We start from the raw sequence: 23,177 nt of genomic DNA, 5'->3' as shown, positions 1-23,177 counted from the left end.
TAGCTAAATAACGTATTAGCAAGTTCGTGGTGCAACAACTAAAAAGCTATAATATGCAAAATTTATCTCGCTTGAATGTAAGCAACCTAAGGGAGTTTTGTGGTGTTTAATAAAACAAGTTTAAGTGTTTCTGTATTATTAGCAGCAAGTGGATTGCTTGTTATTAGTGCACCGGTGAGCGCATCGCAAACCACGTTATCGAGCCAAGTATTTGCGAATTTTAGTAATATTCAAATTGACGATCAGCACCAGGATATTGAAGATTGGCAACTTGATGTAAAGCGCTTTTATCTTAATTTAGACCATCAATTTAATGATGACTGGTCATTAACAGTGACCACAGATGTGCAGTGGCAACGCCAGCAAGACCCTACCGACATTTGGTTTCGTCATGCTTATATAAAACGCAATTTTAATCAAGGAAGTACGCTTAAAATTGGTGTTGCTGAACTGCCATGGATTGATTACATCGCACGCCGTGTAGGGTATCGTTATGTTGATCCGAGCTTAACGCCAAAAAACAAATTAGCCGGTCCAACCGATTTAGGTATTCATTATGGTCATAAATCGGCGCACTTTTCGTATGCTGTATCGGCTATTACTGGGGGTGGTTTTCAAAAGCCAACTGTGGGCGATCGAATTGATTTAGAAGCATCGGCTGTGTGGCATATAAATAAACAATTTGATTTTGCTTTAGGTGCTTATCAAGGTACACGCGCACTTGATAAAGACGAGGCCGAGAAAAATCATACTGCAGAGCGTTTCAATGCAGCGCTAAGTTACCTGCATCAAGGGGTACGTTTTGGCGTTGAATATGTATATAACGACAACTGGAACCAAGTTAACAAAATACCGCAAGACGCTAGCAGCGGCTGGGGGACCTGGGCAAGTTATGCTTTTAAACCGGGTTACTCTGCATTTGCTCGGTACGATACAATCAACCCTAATAGACGTTTAAACGCTAGTTTAGAACGTGATTACATACAACTAGGTGTTGATTATAAGGCAACTTCTTATTTAACGCTGGCGCTTGTTGCTAAGCAAAGTAATATTGATAGTGCAACAGTTGAGCGAACTCAAAATGAAGTAGGTATATGGTCAATGTGGAATTTTAAATAATCTGAGGTAATGGTCTTAATTCAAATATTAGGTTTATGTTATGCCAATAAAAATGCGCCAAAACGGCGCGTTTTTTGTACTACCCTAGTATACACAGAGTAAATAATCTGAGTTTTAACTAAGTACATTACAGCAATAAAAAACCGCTTAACCTTGTTAGCTTAACCTTGTTAGCTTAACCTTGTTAGCTTAAGCGGTTATGCATGCTGTATTAATAACGAGAATCAGCAGGATTATCCATACCTGGCCAATCGTTTTCTTTACCTGCAAAGTCTGGACGTGGCTTTTTAGTAAAGTATTCCACAACATCAACAACCTCTTGCTCTGATAAAGTGATCTGCCCAAGCGGCGCTTCACGACTCACACTCAATGGCATGTTATGAATAACAAATGCACCTGCTCGAGAGGCTCGTGCCATACCTGCCCCAATGTTAAATGAGTCATCGCCCCATAATGGTGGGAAAATATAATCACCAAATTGATCTTTTATCCCCTCGCCATCACTGCCATGACAAGTACCGCATTGCGCTGCATAAACCTGTGCACCGTTATTTGCGTTTGCTGTATATTTGCCTACTTTAAAAAACTCTAGGCTAGTTAGCTTAACGGTATTGCCCGGTGCCACATCACCACCCAACCATTTCATATAAGCATGCATACCTTGCATTTCTGGCGAATCTATTGGGATTGGTTTACCATTCATCGAACGTTGAAAACAGCCGTTAATACGCTCGTTTAAATCAAGTACGCGTTGCGCACGCGGATTAAAGCGCGGATAGCGATTATAAGTATTTATATAGGGTGCCCCCAACTCTCGTTTACCTTGCCCCATATGGCAACTATTGCAATTGAGCCCGTTACCTACATTATCGGGCAATAAGCGCGCCGTTTCGTTAAGTAAGCGCATACCGTATAAAATAGCCTCTTCATCTTTGTGGCCTACTACATCGGTAATTTTAGGAATGGTAAATTGATCAATCACTTTACCTTCGGCATTAATTACATCGTAAGTTTTTGCATCAGGCGCATCATAAAAACGGCTTTCATAACCCATGTAAGCAGCAACCGAAATTACAACTACAAGCACGCTTATCCCTAGTAACTTATTCATTTTCTATCTCCTTTGCGGGTACATAATGTACCGGAGCATGGTCAACTACACGGCGCATAGTCGCAACATCTCGAGTTGAAATATGGCTGCCATGATTGCCCCAACTGTTGCGAATAAAGTTTAAAACATCGGCTAACTCTTGGTTTTTTAAATGATAAAACTCAGGCATAGTAAATGTCATTACATCGTGCGCGGTTGTTGCCATTTCACCCCCTGCTAAAGTGACTTGAATTAACGAACTGGGATCTTCTGCAAACACAATAGAGTTACCAGCCAATGCTGGAAAAATACGTGGTGCGCCTTTTCCATCTAAACGATGACACGCGGCGCACTGCTCCATATACAACAAAGCACCAGAGGCCGAAAAGTCACCTGCCCGCAATGCACTTGTAGTGGTATCTGCTTTTGACTGCCAATTTTTTTCATACCCAGGGCGCGGTGCTAACTGATGCAAATAGCTAGCAATAGCGTTTAAATCTTTATCAGTAAAGTACCGCGTACTATGCGCCACTACATCGGCCATGCTGCCAAATGCGGCAGTTTTGTCGGTACGTCCTGTTTTTAAAAATTCAACAATATCGGCTTGTTTCCAGGTTGCTAAGCCTAACCCTTCATTACGTAAACTTTTAGCATACCAGCCCTCCAGTACTGAGCCTGATACAAACTGACCCGATTCATCATCTGATAGCGCCTTTTCTTGAAAAGCAATACCACGTGGCGTATGGCACGCACCGCAGTGAGCTAATCCCTCAACTAAATAGGCACCCTGATTTTGCTCAGTCGTTAAATTGGGGTTAGCTGTAAAGCTACGCGCTGGTGAAAATAATGCATGCCACCATGCTAATGGCCAACGCATACTTGCAGGCCATGGAATGGTTGTTTGTTGATTTTGTTGCTTTACTGCGCTAACGCTTGACATAAAATACGCGTACATTGCCTCTATTTCAGCATCATTTACTATTTTATATGACACAAAAGGCATAGCAGGATAAAGCGGTTGGTTATCTTGGCGAATGCCTTTTCTAACTGCACGTTCAAAATCGGCGTAGCTATAACTACCAATGCCTGTTTCGATGTCGGGAGTAATATTTGTAGAATAAATAGCCCCCATAGGTGTTTGCATGCCTAAGCCACCCGCAAAAGGTTTTCCGCCGGGTGCCGTATGGCACGCAACACAGTCAGCAACTCGTGCGTAGTATTCGCCCTGAGCAATGAGCGTTTGATCGTTAATATCTACTTTATGTGTTGCAGCTAAAGGTGGTGCTAAAGTAATAGGAATGAGCTTAGCGCCCATAAAGGCAAACACCAAGAGTGCAATACCTACTAACACAATGTACGTCACTTTTTTCATTGTTAAATTTAATCCCTCAAAGAAATAAAACGGCCAATAAGCCTGAGGGAGATAATAACAACAATAAAATATTCTCAAATGAGTATAAGAACAAAGGTTGATCTAACGCATGCGCTGCTCATAATAAAAGCGTCATGCAACCGCTTATATAGTTAGCATGCAACAAATAATGACTTTATAAAGTTAAAAAACACCTCAGTTTTACGTGTGGTTAAGCTGTTTTGTGGCCGTAAAAACCATACTGGTGCGTCGCTTTGCGCCATTACACCGGGCATAACTTCAACTAAGGTGCCATTTGCAAGCTCTTCACCAATTGCTATTTTTGATTTAATTGCAATGCCATGCCCAGCAATGGCAGCTTGGGTCATGTTATCTGAGTTTGAAATAGTAAAGCGGGTTTTAGCATTAAAACTGTGGATTTTGCCTTGCTCGTCAAATAATTTTAATTGCTTTTGCCACGGCAAACATACCCAATAATGCGCCGCAAGCTCGGTTAAATTACTTGGCATACCCTGTTTATTTATATAGCTAGGCGCTGCACATAACACACGGCTATTATTGACTATTTTACGCGACAACATGCCAGAGTCGTTTAACTGCCCTACTCTTATAGCCACATCTTGAGCATCATCAACCACATTAATAAAGTGGTCCGTAATTAAAAAGTCGAGTTTTAATTGAGGATATTCACTTTCAAACTCGCTGAGCTTAGGCATAACATACTTAGAAAAAATCCACGGTGGCATAGTTACCCTTAGCAACCCACTCACAGTTGAGCTGCGAGCACCTATACTATGCTCTGCATCGTGCAGTGCCTCAATAATAGCGCCCACACGCGTGTAAAACACCTCTCCTGCAGGCGATAAACGTACTCGCCGACTATCCCTAAAGACTAAAACAGTAGACAACTCTCGCTCTAATTTACTAAGGCGATGGCTCACTGTTGCTGGCGATAAACCTTGCTCGCGCGCAGCTGCAAGTACACCTTTATTCTCTACTACGGCTATAAAAGTTTCTAAATCACTTATGTTATACATAAAAAGCTACTTTGGGTTTTCAATGTTTAATATTTTCGAATGAAGCTTTCACTTTTGCAATCTATATTTAAATAACTAAAACTATATAATCTAACGTAACTTAATTATTGAGGTTATATATGAGTTTAAAAGCGCAAATTGACGCCTATAACGTGCAAAAAGAAGCAAAGCTCCCTGCAGATGTTTTAGCACTAATGAATACGACAAACGCAGAGCTTATTGCCCAGCACATTAAAGATAATGCATTACAGGTAGGGCAAAAAGTTACCAATTTTAGCTTGGCTAATCATCAAGAGAACACGGTTGAACTTGCGACATTATTAAAACAAGGCCCAGTAATTATTAGCTTTTACCGTGGTGGCTGGTGCCCTTATTGCAATTTAGAGTTAAAAGCCCTAAATGATTACTTACCACAATTTAAAGCGCAAAATGCACAGTTAATTGCCATTTCACCACAACTTCCTGATGAAACACTGTCAACGGCGCAAAAAAATGACCTTGAATTTGATGTACTTTCAGATGTAAGTAATAAAATAGCCAAGCAGTTCGGTTTATTGTTTACACTCGATGAGCGTATTCAAGCGTTATATACCGAATTTGGTATTGATTTTGAGCACTACTACGGCGATAAAAGCTTTCAACTACCACTACCGGCCACTTATGTTATTAATCAACAAGGTGTGATCACTTACGCATTTGTAACTGAAGACTACACCCTACGCGCTGAACCTTTTGATGTATTAAACGTTTTGAAATCTGAGAGTAAATAATGTCTGTATTAACATCCCTAAAAACCCTAACCCTTTCATTAATTTTAGGCGCAAGCCTATTATCTGGAGATACTATGGCCGAACAAACCTCAAATAAACCTAAAGTGTTAATTTTTGACGTTAACGAAACACTCCTTGATCTAGATTCAATGCGCGCTTCTATAGGCGAAGCACTTGGTGGGCGAGAAGATTTATTACCATTGTGGTTTTCTACTATGCTACACCACTCGTTGGTATCAACTGTAATTGGCGATTACCAAGACTTTGGCCAAATTGGCGTAGCGTCATTATTAATGGTGGCACAAAACAACAATATTAATATTACCAGCGAGCAAGCAAAAACCGCGATTGTTACACCATTATTAACACTGCCTCCACACGCAGACGTAAAAGCAGGTTTAGCTGCATTAAGAGCACAAGGTTATAAGCTGGTTAGCCTAACAAACTCTTCAAATAAAGGCGTACAAGCACAATTTGAAAGCGCTGGTTTAACCCATTATTTTGACGAGCGCTACAGCATTGAAGATATTAAAGTGTACAAGCCTGACTTACGTGCGTACCAATGGGTACTTAAAAAACTTAATGTAAAACCAAATGAAGCCATGATGGTTGCAGCACATGGTTGGGACGTAGCCGGCGCAAAAGCAGCCGGTTTACAAACCACTTTTATTGCACGCCCAGGTAAAGCACTTTACCCACTGGCTAAAAAACCAGATCATGTTGTAAAAAACTTACATGAGTTAACCGAGCTGCTTAAATAACCTGATGTAATGGTCTCCTCCCCATACGGCATCTATGTGCCATGATTAAAGTGGTAAAAATTAATCAATACCCCAGCGGCCAATGTTAGGATAACGTTGGCCGTTTTTTTATATTTATAAAATGAATATAAATAAAGTATTCAAGCAGTTATTCAAAAAACATATATTCTAGTAATTTAGCACTAAGGGCGCTATTATTACTTAAATGTGTTGCGGAGAGTGCTATGAACAGTCAAAGATTAAGTGAGTTTGAACAGTATTTTCAAATTGATGAAAGTAACCGTGTAAACCTATACATAGTTGATGATAACGCCGTTCCAAAAAACCTTACCCAGTTAGACGCAGACATTCCCCCTTTATTTAAACTCGCTAATGAAGTAAGTAGCTTAGAGCAAAGCGCGCTTGGACCACTGCGTAATTTAGGTGATGTTGCCCAAGAGCTAGCAGTTTTTTTACAAGCGCAATCACGTAAAATAGACTTAATAATGAGCCATGTTCTCGCCTCAGAGCAAAGCGAAGATAACGCTATTTATTGCGATAGTTATGGCGGCGGTGGCGTAAAATTTACAACAGAGGATGTTTATTCTTTAGGGCAAAAATTTCGGACTAAACTTTTTTTACACCATGAAGCGTCAGCTGTTTATTGCTATACCGAAGTCGTTGCAATTAAAAAAATCGATACCGAGCATTACCAATACACTTTACTCTTTATAGCCATAAGAGACAGCGACCAAGAACTAGTCGTTAGAGCCAGTTTGCATGCGCAAACCCGACAACTAAAAAAACGCCAGCAATTAGAGCAATCACAAAACATGCAAGCAGATGATAAATAGCTGACATGTACACTCAAACTGCTAAACTAGCGCTACCTTAATTTGTATCAATTACTCATGAATTTTAGACTTTTACCAGAATGGGCCGAGCAAGACGCTGTTATGCTAACTTGGCCGCATAAAAACACCGATTGGGCTGAAAACTTAGCACGCGTTGAGCCTGTTTATGTAGCGCTTGCAAAACATATTACCGCAGTTCAACAGTTAGTTATTGTAGCGCACAGTGAGCCTGTAAAAGAGCATGTTATTGCGCTATTGCACGCCGCCAACGTCCCCTTAAACTGTGTTCACTTTATAGTTACACCAACAAATGATACATGGGCACGCGATCACGGCCCCCTTACTTGCGCCGCTATAAATAACCCTAATCAGCTTAAAGTGTATGATTTTACCTTTAACGGTTGGGGTAATAAATTTGCAAGTAATTTAGATAATCAAATAAACCGTGTTTTAGTCAATGAGCTTAGCGATACAAATAATGACTACCAAGCAGTAGATATGGTGCTTGAAGGCGGTGGCATTGAAATAAACGAACACGGCGTATTACTTACTACCAGTGAATGTTTGCTCAATAAAAACCGCAACCCAAATTTAACCCCAAGTGACATTGCAACACTGTTAAAACAGCACTTAGGAGCAACTGACTTTTTATGGGTTAAGCATGGTTATTTAGCGGGCGACGACACCGACAGCCACATAGACACGCTAGTTCGCTTTGCACCAAACAATACCCTTGTTTATGTACAGTGCGATGATAAAACCGATGAGCATTACAACGCGCTGCATGCGATGGAAAAACAGCTTCAAGGCTTTAAAACTACCGATAACACCCCATATAATTTAATTGCCTTACCTTGGCCCAAAGCAGTGTATGGCGATGAGCAAACACGTTTGCCTGCCACCTATGCTAACTATTTAATTATTAATAATACGGTATTAGTACCAACATACGATGATGTAAGCGATAAGCTCGCCTTAGCGCAAATTCAACAAGCGTACCCAGAGCACACAATTGTGGGCATTAATTGCCTACCTATTATTGAACAATTTGGCAGTTTGCACTGTATAACAATGCAACTCCCACGTGGATTTTTAACTGGAGCAGCTCAATGACCAGCCCTGCAAAATTAACCGTTGCACTCGTACAACAAAGCAATAGCGATAATGCTGAGCAAAATATGGCAAAGTCGATTGCCGCAATTCGTGAAGCAGCCAGCAAAGGCGCTAAATTAGTTGTGCTGCAAGAGCTACACCGTAGCCTGTACTTTTGCCAAACCGAAGATGTAGACGTGTTTGATTTAGCCGAAACCATTCCAGGCCCAAGCACGCATACTTTAGGTGAGCTGGCAAAAGAGTTAAGCATTGTAATTGTGGCGTCGTTATTTGAAAAACGTGCTACCGGCCTTTATCACAATACCGCTGTAGTACTTGAAAATGACGGCAGTATTGCCGGTAAATACCGTAAAATGCATATTCCCGATGACCCTGGTTTTTACGAAAAATTTTACTTTACTCCAGGCGATTTAGGCTTTGAGCCAATTCAAACCTCAGTAGGTAAATTGGGCGTATTAGTATGTTGGGATCAGTGGTTTCCTGAAGCTGCACGCTTAATGGCAATGGCCGGTGCTGAGCTACTTATTTATCCAACTGCAATAGGCTGGGATCCGCGTGATGATAGCGATGAACAAACCCGCCAAAAAGATGCGTGGGTTATTAGCCAGCGCGCCCATGCGATTGCCAATGGTGTACCGGTAATTAGTTGTAACCGCGTTGGAGTCGAGCAAGACCCAAGTGAACAAAGCGAAGGGATTCAATTTTGGGGGAACTCTTTTATTGCAGGGCCACAAGGTGAATTACTTGCTGAGGCTAATAATACTGACGAGCAAATTTTAGTAATTGAGCTTGATCAACAGCGCAGCGAAAACGTAAGACGTATTTGGCCGTATTTACGCGACCGCAGAATTGATCACTACCAAGACTTAACAAAAATTTACCGCGATTAAATAAAATTACTTGGCCCTTATTACATAATAAATTAGGGCCAATTTATAAATGGAGTAATAAATGGCGTTTGAGCAATGGGCAGCCTTGCCTTGGGTGAAATCTCAAAAAGATAAAATTCAATGGGGGCAACTTAGCGGCAGCGGTTTAAGCATTGCTATTGCTGAGGGTGTAAAACAACAAGACAATTTAGTATTAATTGTAACCCCAGACACGCCAAGCGCCCTGCGCCTTGAAACCGAGCTAGAATATTTATTGCCCGACAACCCGGTAATGATATTTCCTGACTGGGAAACCCTGCCTTACGACCACTTTTCTCCTCATCAAGATATTATTTCTGCCCGTTTAGCCACTTTAAATACGCTCAAAAACGAGCAACAAAGTGTTTTAATTGTCCCTGTTTCTACCTTAATGCTGCGCACCGCCCCGGCTTCGTTTATTTATGGGTCCACAATTAACTTTAAGGTGGGTGATAAGCTCGATACTCATAATTTCAGAAATAATTTAGAACAAGCGGGTTATTTAAACGTACAGCAAGTAATGGAGCACGGCGAGTACGCCATTCGCGGCTCTATTGTCGACTTATATCCTATGGGCAGCCCGCATCCTTTTAGACTCGACTTTTTTGACGACGAGCTCGACAGCATTCGTTTATTTGATGTTGAAACCCAGCGCTCAGATGAAAAAGTAGATAAAATTGAACTGCTCCCGGCACACGAATTCCCCACTAACGAAGCCGACATTGAACGCTTTAGAATAGCGTACCGTGAGAAGTTTGGTGCCAGCGCGCAGCAAGACTCTGTTTACATGCAAGTGAGTAAAGGTAATTGGCCTGCCGGTATAGAATATTATATGCCACTGTTTTTCGAGCAACTGGCCACTATTTTTGATTACCTACCTGAAACCACAACGGTAATGCAGCTCGGTGATTTAGAACATGCCGCCGATAATTTTTGGCATGACGTAAACGTGCGCTATGAAAACCGCCGCGTAGACCCACTGCGTCCATTATTAGAGCCAAGCGCGCTGTATCAACCCATTAATGAATTGTTTGCTAATTTAGGAAATTATGCGCGTATTCGCTTATCTCAAGCAAAACTAGGTACAAAAGCAGGCAATAAAAATTTAACTGTTAGTGAATTACCTGTTATTCGCATTGATCATAAACAAAGCGAACCTTACGGTGCGTTTATAAACTATGTAGCGGCGCAAAAAAAGCACAAAGGCCGTATTTTACTAAGCGTAGAGTCGGATGGCCGGCGCGAGTCATTACTGGGAGTATTAAAACCTAGCGGCTTAAAGTTTAAAGAATTTACTAGTTTTGAGCAGTTTACAAAAAGCCAAAGCGATGTTGGCCTAATTGTTAGCCCACTGGAGCAAAGTGTTGTATTAGGTACTAAACCTAGTTTATCTATTATCACCGAACAAGAACTGCTTGGCATAAAAGTATCGCAGCGCCGTCGCCGTAAGCATAAATACCAAGCCAGCCAAGATGCACTAATTCGTAACTTAGCCGAACTTAAAGAAGGCCAACCTATTGTGCATCTTGATCACGGCGTTGGTCGCTATCAAGGTTTGCAAACCATAGATGCCGCAGGCATTACCACTGAATTTGTTACCATTACTTACGCCAGTGAAGCAAAATTGTATGTACCGGTTTCGGCGCTGCATATGCTAAGTCGTTATTCGGGCGGCGAAGAAACCAGTGCACCACTGCATAAACTTGGCTCAGATGCATGGGACAAAGCTAAAAAACGTGCTGCTGAAAAAGTGCGCGATGTAGCCGCTGAGTTACTTGATATTTACGCTCAGCGCCAAGCAAAACCAGGGAATAAATTTACCCTCGATGCCCCAGCTTATCGCCAATTTAGCGACAGCTTCCCGTTTGAAGAAACCGACGATCAACGCAATGCCATTGAAGCCGTATTAGGCGATATGCAATCAAAACAAGCCATGGACCGTTTAGTGTGTGGCGATGTAGGCTTTGGTAAAACCGAAGTCGCCATGCGCGCCGCATTTGTAGCTGTTAACGATAACAAACAAGTAGCTATTTTGGTGCCTACAACATTACTTGCCCAACAACACTTTGAAAACTTTAAAGACCGTTTTGCCGACTTTCCTATTGAGGTAGGTGTACTGTCGCGTTTTAACTCACCTAAAGAGCAAAAAGACACGCTTGAAAAAATGGCCAACGGCAAGCTCGATATTGTCATTGGTACTCATAAACTGATCCAGGCTGATATTATATTTAACGATTTAGGCTTATTAATTGTTGATGAAGAACATCGCTTTGGGGTGCGCCAAAAGGAGAAGATTAAAGCGCTACGCGCCGATGTCGACATACTCACTTTAACTGCAACGCCTATCCCGCGTACCTTAAATATGGCCATGAGCGGTATGCGCGACTTATCTATTATTGCCACTCCACCTGCAAAGCGTTTAGCAGTAAAAACCTTTGTGCGTCAACGCGATGTAGAATTAATACGTGAAGCAGTACTTAGAGAAATTAAACGCGGTGGCCAAGTTTACTTTTTACATAATAACGTAGAGACAATTGAGCGCGTAGCACAAGAAATAAGTGAATGGGTGCCCGAGGCAAGCGTAACCAGTGCACATGGGCAAATGCGCGAGCAAGAGCTTGAGCAAATAATGGCTGACTTTTACCACCAAAAATACAACGTATTAGTGTGTACCACTATAATAGAAACCGGTATTGACATACCAACTGCTAACACCATAATTATGGATAGAGCCGACAAACTAGGTTTAGCGCAGTTACATCAATTACGTGGACGTGTTGGTCGCAGCCATCACCAAGCTTATGCCTACTTATTAACAGGCGATCCTAAAGCTCTTTCTAAAGATGCAAGCAAACGCTTACAAGCAATAGAGTCATTAGAAGACTTAGGCGCAGGTTTTGCACTAGCAACCCACGATTTAGAAATTCGTGGTGCGGGTGAGCTTTTAGGTGATGATCAATCAGGACAAATGCAAACCATTGGCTTTAGCTTATACATGGAAATGCTTGAACAAGCAGTAAAAGCATTGCGAGAAGGCAAAGAGCCCACCCTTGAAAACCTCTTGCAAAAACAAACTGAGGTAGACTTAAAGCTACCGGCTTTATTACCCGATGATTATATTTACGATGTGAACGCACGTTTAGGTATGTACAAGCGCGTTGCTAGTTGTGCTAATGTTGCCGATATGGACGAATTGCAGGTAGAATTAATCGACCGCTTTGGCTTATTACCCGACGCGGCTAAAAACCTCTTTAGCCTGCAGCAATTAAAAATGCGAGCAAGTGATTTAGGTATAACAAAAATTGAGGCAAACCCGAAAGGTGGTTACTTTGAATTTAGCCAAAACACTAAGGTTAATCCTAGCTTCATCATAGGCTTGATACAAAGTGCACCGCGCGTGTACAAAATGGATGGCGCAAATAAACTGCGCTTTGTTATTAGCGAGGCAAATGCCCGCGAACGCTTGAAAATGGTCACTGCAATGCTTGCAGATTTCGAAAAAAAGGTTAGCCATTAATGTTGCTAAAAAAATCGCTTATTATTTTATGCTGCTTATTTAGCAGCACCGCAATTGCTGAGCGCTGGTTTGAAGTAGAAGTACTGGTATTTAAACAACGCCCTGCTCCGTACTTACAAGAAGACTTTAGCCTTAAAAGACCAGCTATTGAAGATAAAAATACACTTGATTTACTCACCCCACTTTACACTGAGCAAGCTATGCAAGCGTGTATTGATGGCGATACACGCTTTGAAAAACGCTCTTTTACAGATTCTCTAGTTAACTCCAATCAGCAATCTGGAGTGTGTGACAACAGTATTGATTATTTAAAAAGTTACGATCAGCTACCGGTAACACCGCTTGTAGCTGCACAAGATACAATGCAGCAAACATACCTTTTAGCGCCAACACAACTGCAATTTAAAAGCCAACGCCAAGCTCTAGACCGCAAAGGATTAACGCCACTATTACATACTGGCTGGCGTTTTGAGGGGGCAAGCAAGTCGCGTGCACCTAGCATGCATTTAATCGCCGGCGAGCACATTAAAAGTGCAGAGCAAAGCGCCCAAAATTATGCAAACCCAGACTTTGTTAGCTTGGTTAACTCGCAAAATTCTTTTTTTAATGCACCTGAAGAACCCACTATGAAGTGGGAACTCGACGGTTTATTTAAAATACATTTACGCCATTATTTATACATAACCGCTAATTTCGATATTAGCCAAAAGCGCGATAGTGGTGAAATAGAAGCGGCTCGTTTTTCACAATTCAGACGAGTAATAAGTGAAGAAATACACTACTTTGATCACCCTAGAATGGGAATGATCGTCCAAATTAGAAAATTCAAACATTAAGTTATTTAACACATAGGAAATAACAATGAAAAAACTCCTAATTATTGCAGCAACGCTAAGCCTAGCAGCCTGTTCTAAAGTAAATGTAGAGAACTACGAAAAAATAAAAATTGGTATGGATAAATCAGAAGTCGAAGTTTTTTTAGGAAGCGCTGATAACTGCGTAGAGAAAACACTGCATACCAACTGCGTTTGGGGTGACGATGCGAAAAATATCGAAATTATACTCGTGTCAAACAAGGTAACTTTATTTACCAAAACAGGGTTAGCGAACAACTAACGCTAACCCTTTGAGCAATAACATGGGGTGTAAACGGTTGCAGCCTTTGTTATTCCTGCTTAGTACCGTCATCTGAGTAAATAAGTTCAATATTAACTATTTTACTGCGGTTCATGGTTATTTTATAACGCTGATACAATTTTTTATCTCGCTCAGTTAGTACTAACACCATATTTAATTGATAACGACGCTCCACAGCCTGCTTAGAAACCTTATTACTCTCAAGATGATATAACTTACCCTCACCTTTTTTAAGATAGCGAGAAAACGGCGCAAGGCTAAATTGCAGTGTTTGATGCAAACTATCGTAACCCGGTAAAAACTCGCGGGCATTTACACGCGTTTCGCTAGCAAAGTGTAACCACTGTGCAGCAAGCTTATTTTGTTGACGGCGTTTGGAGAAAATAGCACGTACTTCTTTTGGAATATTTTTAAAGCGCGTATATTCTAACCAAATAAGCTGGCTCGCAACTTTGTCTTTGGTCACGCTATTTTTAAAAACAAACCGCCACTTAGGCCGCCCACGCACAATAGATCGCCAAATGATTCGGGTTATATCTTCTTTAAATATTTCGCGAAGGCCATAAATAAGCCCCAATATTAAGATTAATGTTGCAGTCACTTCTGTAAAAGTAGCGCGTGCATTGAGTATAACTATCATCACTAACGCCATAATTACAGCGGTTACCGAGCCCTTAACTAAACGTTTTAAATAACTATTAAGATAGCGAGTTTGGCGGTTTAAAATTACGCCATGTTCAATTAAACGCTGCAATAACCGCATTTTATTAGTAATGCGGTTTGCATCTTTAAGGGTTGATTCTGAATTATATTGTTGCTCTTCTCGATAGCTGCTTTCTGACTTACAAAAGTTAACTAAGTCGTTGCGCTCTTTGGCATAGTCACTACTGCGTGGCCCTTCATCAAGCAGTTTTAAAAACGACTGCTCTATTTGCCAACTAAGGTAGTTATCGGCATTGGTGTAAAATGAAATTAGCTTTTCATCTTCAGGGGTATAACGCCTTAGTTTTCTTAATAAGCTTTGGCTTTGCTCGCACAGCTCACCCGCCCGTTGATAAAATTCATCAGGGTCTTCTATTTTGAGGGTTTCTTTAATATCTGCATCAATAGCCAAGCGCACCTGATAACAATACAAATTGAGGTTTTGTCGGTAATCTCGCTGCTCACCTTTGTTTTTACTTACAAAACGGCTTCGCACTAGCGGTAGGTGAATATTATTGGCGTTATAAGCTAAATAAGATTTAAATTGATTATTAAAATAGGATTCTTCACTAAGGGTTTGTGCATTCACGCCCATTTCGTTGGGAATAGAAAAGTATAAATCAAGGCGTTGCTCTGAGCGTTGGCCCAGCTGCGGTTCAATAATAAAAGATAAATTCTCATCTTGCTTTAACAATTAAATCTCCTTGTAATATAGCTCCTTAGTGTACTTGCCTGAAGTATTTTGTTCAATAAAAAAGGCCTAGTAAAAACTAGGCCTTAAAATATTTATTCTGCTAATTAAAATTTAAAATTAACACTCGCAAAAATACGCGAACCAATTACATCGTATATCTCAGGAACTGTTCCCATATCATTACCACCTAATACAGACTCAGGCTCTTTATCAAAGATATTATTCATACCACCAGTAATGCGTAAATCATCACTTACGCTGTAGCTCATAGAAATATCATGATAAACAGTATTGTCAGTGCTAAAGAAGTCACCGTAATACTCGCCATCCATTCCTTTAACGAATCTTGCATTATAAAGAAAGCTTAAAGCTTCGCTTACATCGTAATTTACAGATAGATTTGATTTGATTTTAGCATAGCCACCGATATTGCCATCGATAGTGCCTGTGTAATCAATATCATCTTGTTCAAATTCGATTAAGTATGTTGTATCAAGGTTGATAGCATAGTTATCTGCTTTGTATGAGATATTCCAATCAACACCAGATGTTTTTTGCGAGCCAACATTTGTTAATGCTGAACTCATATTTGATAAATCACCTGTTGATGTAATATTGATTGATGAACATGACTCAAGCGTACCAGCAAAACAATTTCTCATTTCGTTCTGAACGTCTAGACGCGTAATTGCATCAGTTATATCAAACTTCCAGTAATCCATGGTGCTTGATAAGCCATCAGTAATTTCCCATACCATACCAAAAGTAAATGACTTACTTTCTTCTGCTTTAAGGTTTTTGTCACTGGTGTAATTTACTTCGATTTGAGGGTCTTGCTCATTACCCCATGGATCTTCTAGGTAATCGAAAGAGCCTGAGTTACCACCAAAAAGCTCAGCAACATTAGGTGCTCTAAAGCCAGTCGCTAATACAGAGCGAATCATAAACTCATCTGTTACGTTCCAAGTTGCACCAAGCTTCCACGTTGTTGCACCACCAAACGTTGAGTAGTTATCGTAACGTGCGGCACCTTCAATTGTTACTGACTCAAACACTGGCATAGACGCTTCAAAATACACAGACTGTACTGAGTAATCACCTTCAGTTGGATCTTGTTGTGCCGCTGTACTTTCACCGCGTTGAGTGATCATATCTGGAGTGTAATAACCACTTTCAAATCTGTTTTCAACACCAATTGCATAACCAATATCGTTATCTGTTAGTGCACTGTAACCTGCAGCTAGAATAAACTGCTCGTTACCACCTTCATTTGACTCAGTGTAAATTGCACCATCTGACACTAACATATCGCGATTTAATGCATCGCCAGCAAACCAAAGCGCTTGATTAGCATAAATGCTTTGCTCAACATTGCTTGCATGGATAGAGTTTTGAACTTTATCTTTAGAATCATTACGGCCATAAGTAGCACTTACATCCCAGCTAGCGTCGTTATCTAACGTACCCGCTAATGCAACAGACGCTCTGTAGGTATCGGTTTTTTGCTCATAAATACGAGGACCTGCATCAACCATTCTGCGACGATACTCTAAGGTATCTGCAAGAGCACCCTTACCATCTACAAAAGCACTTGTATAAGCAGCATCTAAATTAGCTGTTTTTAAATCAATATTTGCTGGTTGTGGTGCAAGCTGTTGAGTCGAATCACGACGCGTATACATCAAATCAACATTAAATGTTGTATCTGAGTCTAACTCTTTATCAAAGCTAGTAAAAATACTGTACAAGTCGTTTGGTGTTTGTGCATAGCTAGAAGTCGTATAATCATAGCCTTTATTACGGTCTATAAAACCACCATTTCCATCTGGCATTTTACCACCAAGTGTTCCCTCTGGAATAAATGATGATTGACCTGGCTCTACAAAGCTTCTGTCTGATTGGATTATTTCGCCGCGGCTTGAATACTGCGCACCTACAACTAAATTACCTTCAGCAATTTGCATTCCGTGTAATAAACTTACACCGTAGTTATTGCCATCACCTTTTGTAGTGCGGCTACCTTCTACATTAACTTCTGAACCTTCAAAGTCTTTCTTGGTTATTATATTAACAACACCAGCGATAGCATCTGAACCGTATACTGCAGAAGCACCATCTTTTAAAATTTCAATAGACTTAATCATTGCAACTGGAATCGTATTTAAATCAACAGAAGAATCTGCACCGGTTCCAGATGAAACCATACGACGACCATTTAATAATACTAGAGTACGCTGAGAGCCCATACCACGTAGGTTTACAGTAGCAGTACCACCTGAACCATTATTACTCGAACCACCTAAGCTCATCCCTGCCGCTGATGGTTGATTAGAAAGCACGTCTGCAACTGATGTGTAACCACTTTTTGCAATAAAGTCATCGCCTATAACTGTAATAGGGCTAGCCGTTTCCATATCTGTACGGTTAATACGAGAGCCTGTTACTTGAATTTTTTCAATTGACTTTGCCGCTTCGTCAGCCGCTAAAACTTGCACACTTGAGAACATTGGAATAGCAGCGATAACCGCTAAGCCAAGAGTTGATTTTTTCATGGATGAACCCTACTTGTTGAAAATTTACCTAAATGGTAATGCTCACTTTTATAAGAATTGTGAGTCAGAAAACAGCAACTTAGGCGTGATTAACTGAACAAAAACTTAACGAAAGGCCAATTAAAAACCAACCGAAAAACACAGCACCCAAAAAAGGTACAAACGTTACACTATGTTTCCTTGTTAATTAATAAATACACTTCAAAATCAATACACTAAATGCATTGCGCTACATTAAAAGCACAGGTGAAATCAAACTAATGGACTTTGTAATTAAATGTAATTAACTCAACAATGTACCTTTAACCGGTAATTTAACAAGTTAATCACAGTAGGTTATTAAAACCGTAAAACTAGATGTTAATTGATAACTATATTTATGCGCTTTGAGTAATTAATTAGTCTGATTTAACGCATATATAGCTTTTAAAGGAGAGATTTTTTATTCAGCCAAGATTAAACAAGTAAATTATTCACCAATTTAATGAAGCAATGATTGCCTCAAACCTAGTAGTACACTTAATTAACCAAACACCATTGATGCATTTTTCGAAATTAAAAAGAGAAAGTAAAAATTACAAAAGGCAGGAGTGCTAAGTGCTAGCTAAAATGATGTGAGTGTACGAAGTACTCTTATTGTAGGCTTAATCTTCTTGCGCTAAAGCTAACCCTCTGCGGATTTAGCTTTTCTGCGCCAAGAAATAAAAAGTAACGCTTAACTTAAAGAGAGTAAGCACAACTAAACTGATCTCAACCAGAATGCTTATCTCCCTGCTGCAAATTAAGCGAGCTACTTAATAAGCAATATAAGCAATGGCATGTTTAGTAAGTAACGTAAAAATAATAATATACCGAGTTGCTTTGCTGTGTTACCTCATCGGTTACGTTAAGGATTAATTTCCACAGCATATTTTTTTCAGCGCAAATACCTACCATAGTTTCACTTTGCCAAGTGTTGCCATGGCGCTTAAATTGCTGAGGAATATACCCCATATACATAGTTACGCCTTCAAGTTTTGCATTCGTAATAACATGCCCTTTAGGTAACTCGGCAAATATGGAGAATGGTGTTTCGGGGGATAAATCACCATCGCTAAGCCACACTTTAACGCCATTTGGAAAAGTACAGGCTAAACCGGCTTCGCAAGCAAGGTTTTTTAATTGTTGTGTATCGCTGGTTTTTGAATAATCACACGCAACTAAAAAAATTAGTAAAAAAAACAAACATACTCTATATATATACATGTGGCAGGTACTCACAATCCAAAAAATAATGGCTGGCACTAATTTAATAGTCACAAGGTCAAATCACACTTTTATTACAAATAACGTACAATTCACCTCAAAAAGTAAACAGCAAGCTAGTAAAGTTTGATTGATGTCATAATATTATGTAATTGACCTATCTTTTTTAAGCCAAAAATTTTATCATTTCAACCGCAAAAAAATAAGGGTTTCTCGAGTCTGTTTTCTAAAATAATCGCATTTTTAATGTTTTAGATGGCAAGCTTGTGAAGTAATAGTAGGCCCCACTTTTTTTAGGTGGGTAATTCATTTCTAAACGCATTTATTGCAGCGGAAGCCAGAAAATGAGCCAGACAGTAGCATCACACACTGAGTACAACTATAAAGTTGTACGCCAATTCGCTATTATGACAGTGATTTGGGGCATCGTTGGCATGAGTATTGGGGTTCTGATTGCTGCCCAACTAGCTTGGCCAGCACTTAACTTTGATACACCATGGTTAACATACTCTCGACTTCGTCCGTTACACACGAACGCAGTTATTTTCGCATTTGGTACAAGTGCACTTTTTGCGACGTCTTATTACGTCGTTCAACGTACCTGTCAAACGCGCCTTCTTTCAGATAAATTAGCAGCTTTTACCTTTTGGGGTTGGCAGCTTGTTATTGTGCTTGCTGTTATTACACTACCTTTGGGTATTACAAGTTCTAAAGAATATGCAGAACTTGAGTGGCCAATTGATATTTTAATAGCCGTTGTATGGGTAACTTATGCCGTAGTATTTATGGGCACAATCGCAAAGCGTAAAGTGTCTCATATATATGTAGCTAACTGGTTCTATGCTGGCTTTATCATTACGGTTGCTGTACTTCATATTGTAAACAGTATGGCTGTACCTGTGTCGTTAACTAAATCGTATTCCATTTATGCTGGTGCAGTTGATGCAATGGTACAGTGGTGGTACGGACACAATGCCGTTGGCTTTTTATTAACAGCTGGCTTTTTAGGTATGATGTATTACTTTGTACCAAAACAAGCAGGCCGTCCTGTTTACTCTTACCGCTTATCAGTGGTTCACTTTTGGGCGCTTATTTCGCTTTATATTTGGGCAGGCCCTCATCACCTTCACTACACTGCGCTTCCTGATTGGACGCAAAGTTTAGGTATGGTTATGTCTATTATCCTATTCGTTCCATCTTGGGGTGGCATGATTAACGGTATTATGACGTTGTCTGGTGCATGGCATAAGCTTCGTACTGACCCTATTTTACGTTTCTTAGTTGTTTCATTATCTTTTTACGGTATGTCTACGTTTGAAGGCCCAATGATGGCAATTAAATCAGTAAACGCGCTTTCTCATTACACCGACTGGACTGTAGGACACGTTCACTCAGGTGCATTAGGTTGGGTTGCAATGATATCTATCGGCGCTATTTACCACCTAATCCCTGCGTTATTCTCGCAAGGTCGTATGTATAGCATTAAATTAATTAACACACATTTTTGGTTACACACTGTTGGTGTTGTTTTATACATAGTAGCAATGTGGATCTCAGGTGTAATGCAAGGTCTAATGTGGCGTGCAGTTAACTCTGATGGCACATTAATGTATAGCTTTGTACAGTCTTTAGAGGCGTCTCATCCTTTCTATGTTATACGCTTCTTAGGTGGTGTGTTCATCGTAGTAGGTATGCTAGTTATGGCTTATAACGTTTATCGTACAGTAGCAGCGAAGAACGATTCGCTGCAATTAGACGAACAAGCACAATTAGCATAACGGAGTGAGATAATGAGCAATAAAAATTCACAAAACAAACACGAAATAGTCGAAAAAAACATTGGCCTTATGGCTATCTTGACCGTTTTCGCAATTAGCTTTGGTGCATTAGTTGAAATTACTCCGCTAATGTTTCAAGACGATACAACTAAGCCAGTTGACGGACTACGTCCGTTAACGGCACTTGAAATGGAAGGCAGAGATCTATATGTACGTGAGGGTTGTTCAAACTGTCACTCACAAATGATCCGCCCTTTTCGTGACGAAGTTGAGCGTTATGGCCACTATTCGGTTGCCGGTGAATCTGTTTGGGATCACCCTTTCCTTTGGGGATCTAAGCGTACTGGCCCTGACCTAGCGCGTGTAGGCAAGCGTTATTCTGATGACTGGCATTATGCTCACTTAGTTGACCCACGTGCTGTGGTTCCTGAGTCGAACATGCCAGGCTTTCCTTGGTTAGCAGAGAATACGCTTGATACAAGCCTGACTCTGAATAAACTTAAAATTTTCCGTGATACATTTGGAATCGATAGCCGTACTGACCGTTACGATGGTTTAGGTTACGGTAGTGATGAAGAATTAATCGCCGATGTTGCTAAAGTTGATGCAATGAATGACGGTAAAGGTGCAACAGAAATGCAAGCCCTTATCGCTTATTTGCAACAACTTGGCACCCACTTGAAGTAACTAATTATGGATTATGGGACATACAGAGGCATTTTAACTCTGGTAATTTTAGTACTATTTATTGTGATTGTTGCTTGGGCATATAGCAAGCGTAGTAAAACACGTTTTAAAGACGCTGCTAATGTTATTTTCGAAGATGAAATAAAACACAACAATACGCTCTCTAACGAGGAAAAGGGGTCTGAGAAATGACTAGCTTTTGGAGTATTTGGGTTATTGTATTAACCCTATCATGTTTGTTCATTTTATTTGGTTTACTCGTGTGGAATTTAAAAAACTACACTGGTGTACCTGAAGGTGAAAGCTGCGGACATGAATATGATGGAATTGAAGAGCTAAATAACCCACTACCAAAGTGGTGGACTTACATGTTCTTTGCAACATTTATTTGGTCTGTTTATTACTTAGCAGCTTACCCAGGTTTAGGTAACTGGGAAGGATTAGGTAAGTGGACTAGTTCTAACCAAGGTATTACTTCTTTGGCTGAGTCTAAAGAAGCAGTAAAACTTGCTAAAGAAGAAGGTCGCTTTGTAAAACTTGATAAAGAGTACGAAGTTGCAGATGCACGTTTTGGTCCTATTTTTAATGAACTGGCACAAATACCTGTAGTAAAATTGGTTGAATCTAAATTTGAAGGTGACGCAGCACAGCGAGTTGCACTTGAAAATGGTGAAAAACATGCCGAAACACAAGGTCAGCTAGCAATTGAAATTGGCCAACGTCTTTTTGCACAAAACTGTTCTCAGTGTCATGGTTCTGACGCACGTGGTGGTACTGGCTTTCCTAACCTAACTGATAATGATTGGTTATATGGCGGCACACCCGATAAAATTAAAGAAACATTACTTTACGGGCGTATAGCAGCAATGCCACCTTGGGGTGCTGCATTAGGTGAGCAAGGCGTTAAAGAAATGACCGCTCATGTACTTAGCCTTTCAGGTCGTACTGTAAACCAAAAAGACGCTGCTGCCGGCGAAGCTAAGTGGGCTATGTGTGCTGCATGTCATGGTGCTGACGGTAAAGGCTCTGTTGCACACAACTTACCCTTTGGTGCACCTAACCTAACCGACAACGTTTGGTTATATGGTGGTTCTCAACGTGCTGTTGAAGAAACACTTAACCATGGTCGTGCCGGTGTAATGCCAGCGTGGAAAGATATTTTAGGTGAAGATAAAATACACCTACTAACGGCTTACGTTTACAGCTTATCTCAAGCTAAATAGTTACACCGTTAACGAATATTTAATCTTTTAAATTCAATAGATTAATCCAGATCAAAAAAGCCTCCACTCGGAGGCTTTTTTTTAGTCTTTTACAAATATTTATTATAGTATAGCCGCATCTTCATTTTATTTTAGAGTAACTATGCAACCTACTCCGTGGTATAAAAATTTTTGGCCTTGGTTTTTAATCTTTTTTCCCTCTGCTGCAATTATTGGCTGCATCAGCTTATTTTTTACCGCCATAGGCAATGGCCCTGATATGGTGGTAGATGACTACTATAAAAAAGGCAAAGCAATTAACTTAGAGCTTACTAAGTTTGATAAGGCAAAAGCTTTATACTTACATGGCGAGCTGAATGTTACCGGCGAGCGCGTTGGTTTTAAATTTACCAAAGGCGATACGAGCAACATACATGCATTAAAACTGTCGTTTTATCATCGTACAATTAAAGCGCATGACTTTGAAGCCACGCTAACGCCTAATGCTAATCAAGAATTTACCGCATTACTTGACGGGTTTACCGACGGTGCTTATTCGGTATTTATTGAGCCTATTGATGGTAGCTGGAAGCTAAAAGAAAACATTACCTTACCAACCACCCTTGCTGTTTTAGTTACGCCTAATTATAAGTAGTATTT

The 23,177-nt window shown here is 40.3% G+C and carries 20 protein-coding genes; 14 read left to right on the top strand and 6 right to left on the bottom strand.

Translation table 11 applies throughout. The features are described 5' to 3' along the window. Positions 1-102 precede the first annotated feature (102 nt). Complete coding sequence (locus tag AAEZ22_RS04970; RefSeq protein WP_011328502.1) at positions 103-1,119, top strand: hypothetical protein; 1,017 nt, start codon at positions 103-105, stop codon at positions 1,117-1,119. 211 nt (positions 1,120-1,330) lie between these two features. Here the strand turns inward: AAEZ22_RS04970 and AAEZ22_RS04965 are convergent, their stop codons facing one another. The 3 genes from AAEZ22_RS04965 to AAEZ22_RS04955 form a co-directional block, all read right to left on the bottom strand. Then, positions 1,331-2,230: a c-type cytochrome gene (locus AAEZ22_RS04965; protein ID WP_011328503.1), complete on the bottom strand. Its 900-nt coding sequence runs from the start codon at positions 2,228-2,230 to the stop codon at positions 1,331-1,333. After that, positions 2,223-3,581: a c-type cytochrome gene (locus tag AAEZ22_RS04960; protein ID WP_352296410.1), complete on the bottom strand. Its 1,359-nt coding sequence runs from the start codon at positions 3,579-3,581 to the stop codon at positions 2,223-2,225. Before AAEZ22_RS04960 ends, AAEZ22_RS04965 begins: the two co-directional genes overlap by 8 nt. A gap of 152 nt (positions 3,582-3,733) precedes the next feature. Next, complete coding sequence (locus tag AAEZ22_RS04955) at positions 3,734-4,618, bottom strand: LysR family transcriptional regulator (RefSeq protein ID WP_011328505.1); 885 nt, start codon at positions 4,616-4,618, stop codon at positions 3,734-3,736. 119 nt (positions 4,619-4,737) lie between these two features. Between AAEZ22_RS04955 and AAEZ22_RS04950 the strand changes: the two genes are divergently transcribed. From AAEZ22_RS04950 to AAEZ22_RS04915, 8 genes are all read left to right on the top strand, one after another. Then, positions 4,738-5,388: a peroxiredoxin-like family protein gene (locus AAEZ22_RS04950; RefSeq protein WP_352296407.1), complete on the top strand. Its 651-nt coding sequence runs from the start codon at positions 4,738-4,740 to the stop codon at positions 5,386-5,388. Next, positions 5,388-6,149, top strand: coding sequence for a haloacid dehalogenase type II (locus tag AAEZ22_RS04945; protein ID WP_041454475.1), 762 nt, complete (start codon positions 5,388-5,390; stop codon positions 6,147-6,149). The genes AAEZ22_RS04950 and AAEZ22_RS04945 overlap by 1 nt, the downstream gene beginning before the upstream one ends. A gap of 224 nt (positions 6,150-6,373) precedes the next feature. Continuing rightward, the gene (locus AAEZ22_RS04940) at positions 6,374-6,982 is read left to right on the top strand and encodes a PilZ domain-containing protein (RefSeq protein WP_011328508.1); all 609 of its coding nucleotides are present in this window, start codon (positions 6,374-6,376) and stop codon (positions 6,980-6,982) included. A 57-nt stretch (positions 6,983-7,039) separates the two neighbouring features. Beyond that, positions 7,040-8,095 (top strand): agmatine deiminase family protein, encoded by a 1,056-nt coding sequence (locus AAEZ22_RS04935; protein ID WP_352296404.1) that lies wholly within the window; start codon positions 7,040-7,042, stop codon positions 8,093-8,095. Next, a complete protein-coding gene (locus tag AAEZ22_RS04930; protein ID WP_086994936.1) occupies positions 8,092-8,985 on the top strand; it encodes a carbon-nitrogen hydrolase in 894 nt (297 codons plus the stop codon). The genes AAEZ22_RS04935 and AAEZ22_RS04930 overlap by 4 nt, the downstream gene beginning before the upstream one ends. Before the next feature lie 61 nt (positions 8,986-9,046). Next, positions 9,047-12,520, top strand: coding sequence for a transcription-repair coupling factor (mfd, locus tag AAEZ22_RS04925; RefSeq protein ID WP_352296401.1), 3,474 nt, complete (start codon positions 9,047-9,049; stop codon positions 12,518-12,520). Next, positions 12,520-13,356, top strand: coding sequence for a peptidoglycan binding protein CsiV (locus AAEZ22_RS04920; protein ID WP_352296398.1), 837 nt, complete (start codon positions 12,520-12,522; stop codon positions 13,354-13,356). Before mfd ends, AAEZ22_RS04920 begins: the two co-directional genes overlap by 1 nt. Before the next feature lie 25 nt (positions 13,357-13,381). Next, the gene (locus AAEZ22_RS04915) at positions 13,382-13,636 is read left to right on the top strand and encodes a DUF3862 domain-containing protein (protein WP_197182522.1); all 255 of its coding nucleotides are present in this window, start codon (positions 13,382-13,384) and stop codon (positions 13,634-13,636) included. 49 nt (positions 13,637-13,685) lie between these two features. On the opposite strand, the gene AAEZ22_RS04910 is transcribed toward AAEZ22_RS04915, so the two are convergent. The 3 genes from AAEZ22_RS04910 to AAEZ22_RS04900 all read right to left on the bottom strand — a co-directional run bounded on the left by AAEZ22_RS04910 (position 13,686) and on the right by AAEZ22_RS04900 (position 18,850). Then, on the bottom strand, positions 13,686-15,053 hold the full coding sequence (locus AAEZ22_RS04910; protein ID WP_352296395.1) for a hypothetical protein: 1,368 nt from the start codon (positions 15,051-15,053) through the stop codon (positions 13,686-13,688). A 104-nt stretch (positions 15,054-15,157) separates the two neighbouring features. Continuing rightward, entirely contained in the window at positions 15,158-17,605 is a 2,448-nt protein-coding gene (locus AAEZ22_RS04905) for a TonB-dependent receptor plug domain-containing protein (protein WP_352296392.1), read from the bottom strand. A gap of 822 nt (positions 17,606-18,427) precedes the next feature. Beyond that, positions 18,428-18,850 carry a hypothetical protein gene (locus AAEZ22_RS04900; protein WP_182683372.1) on the bottom strand — a complete coding sequence of 141 codons (423 nt, stop codon included), beginning with the start codon at positions 18,848-18,850 and terminating at the stop codon, positions 18,428-18,430. 344 nt (positions 18,851-19,194) lie between these two features. On the opposite strand from AAEZ22_RS04900, the gene ccoN reads away from it, so the two are divergent. The 5 genes from ccoN (at position 19,195) to AAEZ22_RS04875 (ending at position 23,172) form a co-directional block, all read left to right on the top strand. Then, positions 19,195-20,628 carry a cytochrome-c oxidase, cbb3-type subunit I gene (ccoN, locus tag AAEZ22_RS04895; protein WP_179807968.1) on the top strand — a complete coding sequence of 478 codons (1,434 nt, stop codon included), beginning with the start codon at positions 19,195-19,197 and terminating at the stop codon, positions 20,626-20,628. A 12-nt stretch (positions 20,629-20,640) separates the two neighbouring features. Next, positions 20,641-21,315: a cytochrome-c oxidase, cbb3-type subunit II gene (gene ccoO / locus AAEZ22_RS04890; protein ID WP_011328518.1), complete on the top strand. Its 675-nt coding sequence runs from the start codon at positions 20,641-20,643 to the stop codon at positions 21,313-21,315. Between the two features lie 6 nt (positions 21,316-21,321). Beyond that, positions 21,322-21,507: a cbb3-type cytochrome oxidase subunit 3 gene (locus tag AAEZ22_RS04885; RefSeq protein WP_089368456.1), complete on the top strand. Its 186-nt coding sequence runs from the start codon at positions 21,322-21,324 to the stop codon at positions 21,505-21,507. Further along, a complete protein-coding gene (locus AAEZ22_RS04880) occupies positions 21,504-22,538 on the top strand; it encodes a c-type cytochrome (protein ID WP_089368457.1) in 1,035 nt (344 codons plus the stop codon). The genes AAEZ22_RS04885 and AAEZ22_RS04880 overlap by 4 nt, the downstream gene beginning before the upstream one ends. Before the next feature lie 142 nt (positions 22,539-22,680). After that, positions 22,681-23,172, top strand: coding sequence for a FixH family protein (locus AAEZ22_RS04875; RefSeq protein ID WP_352296387.1), 492 nt, complete (start codon positions 22,681-22,683; stop codon positions 23,170-23,172). Positions 23,173-23,177 lie beyond the last annotated feature (5 nt).

This window comes from Pseudoalteromonas sp. 20-MNA-CIBAN-0454 (assembly GCF_040308685.1).
Lineage (GTDB): Bacteria > Pseudomonadota > Gammaproteobacteria > Enterobacterales > Alteromonadaceae > Pseudoalteromonas > Pseudoalteromonas nigrifaciens.
The sequence above is the reverse complement of the archived record's forward strand: the minus strand, read 5'-3'. Positions and strand labels throughout refer to the sequence as shown.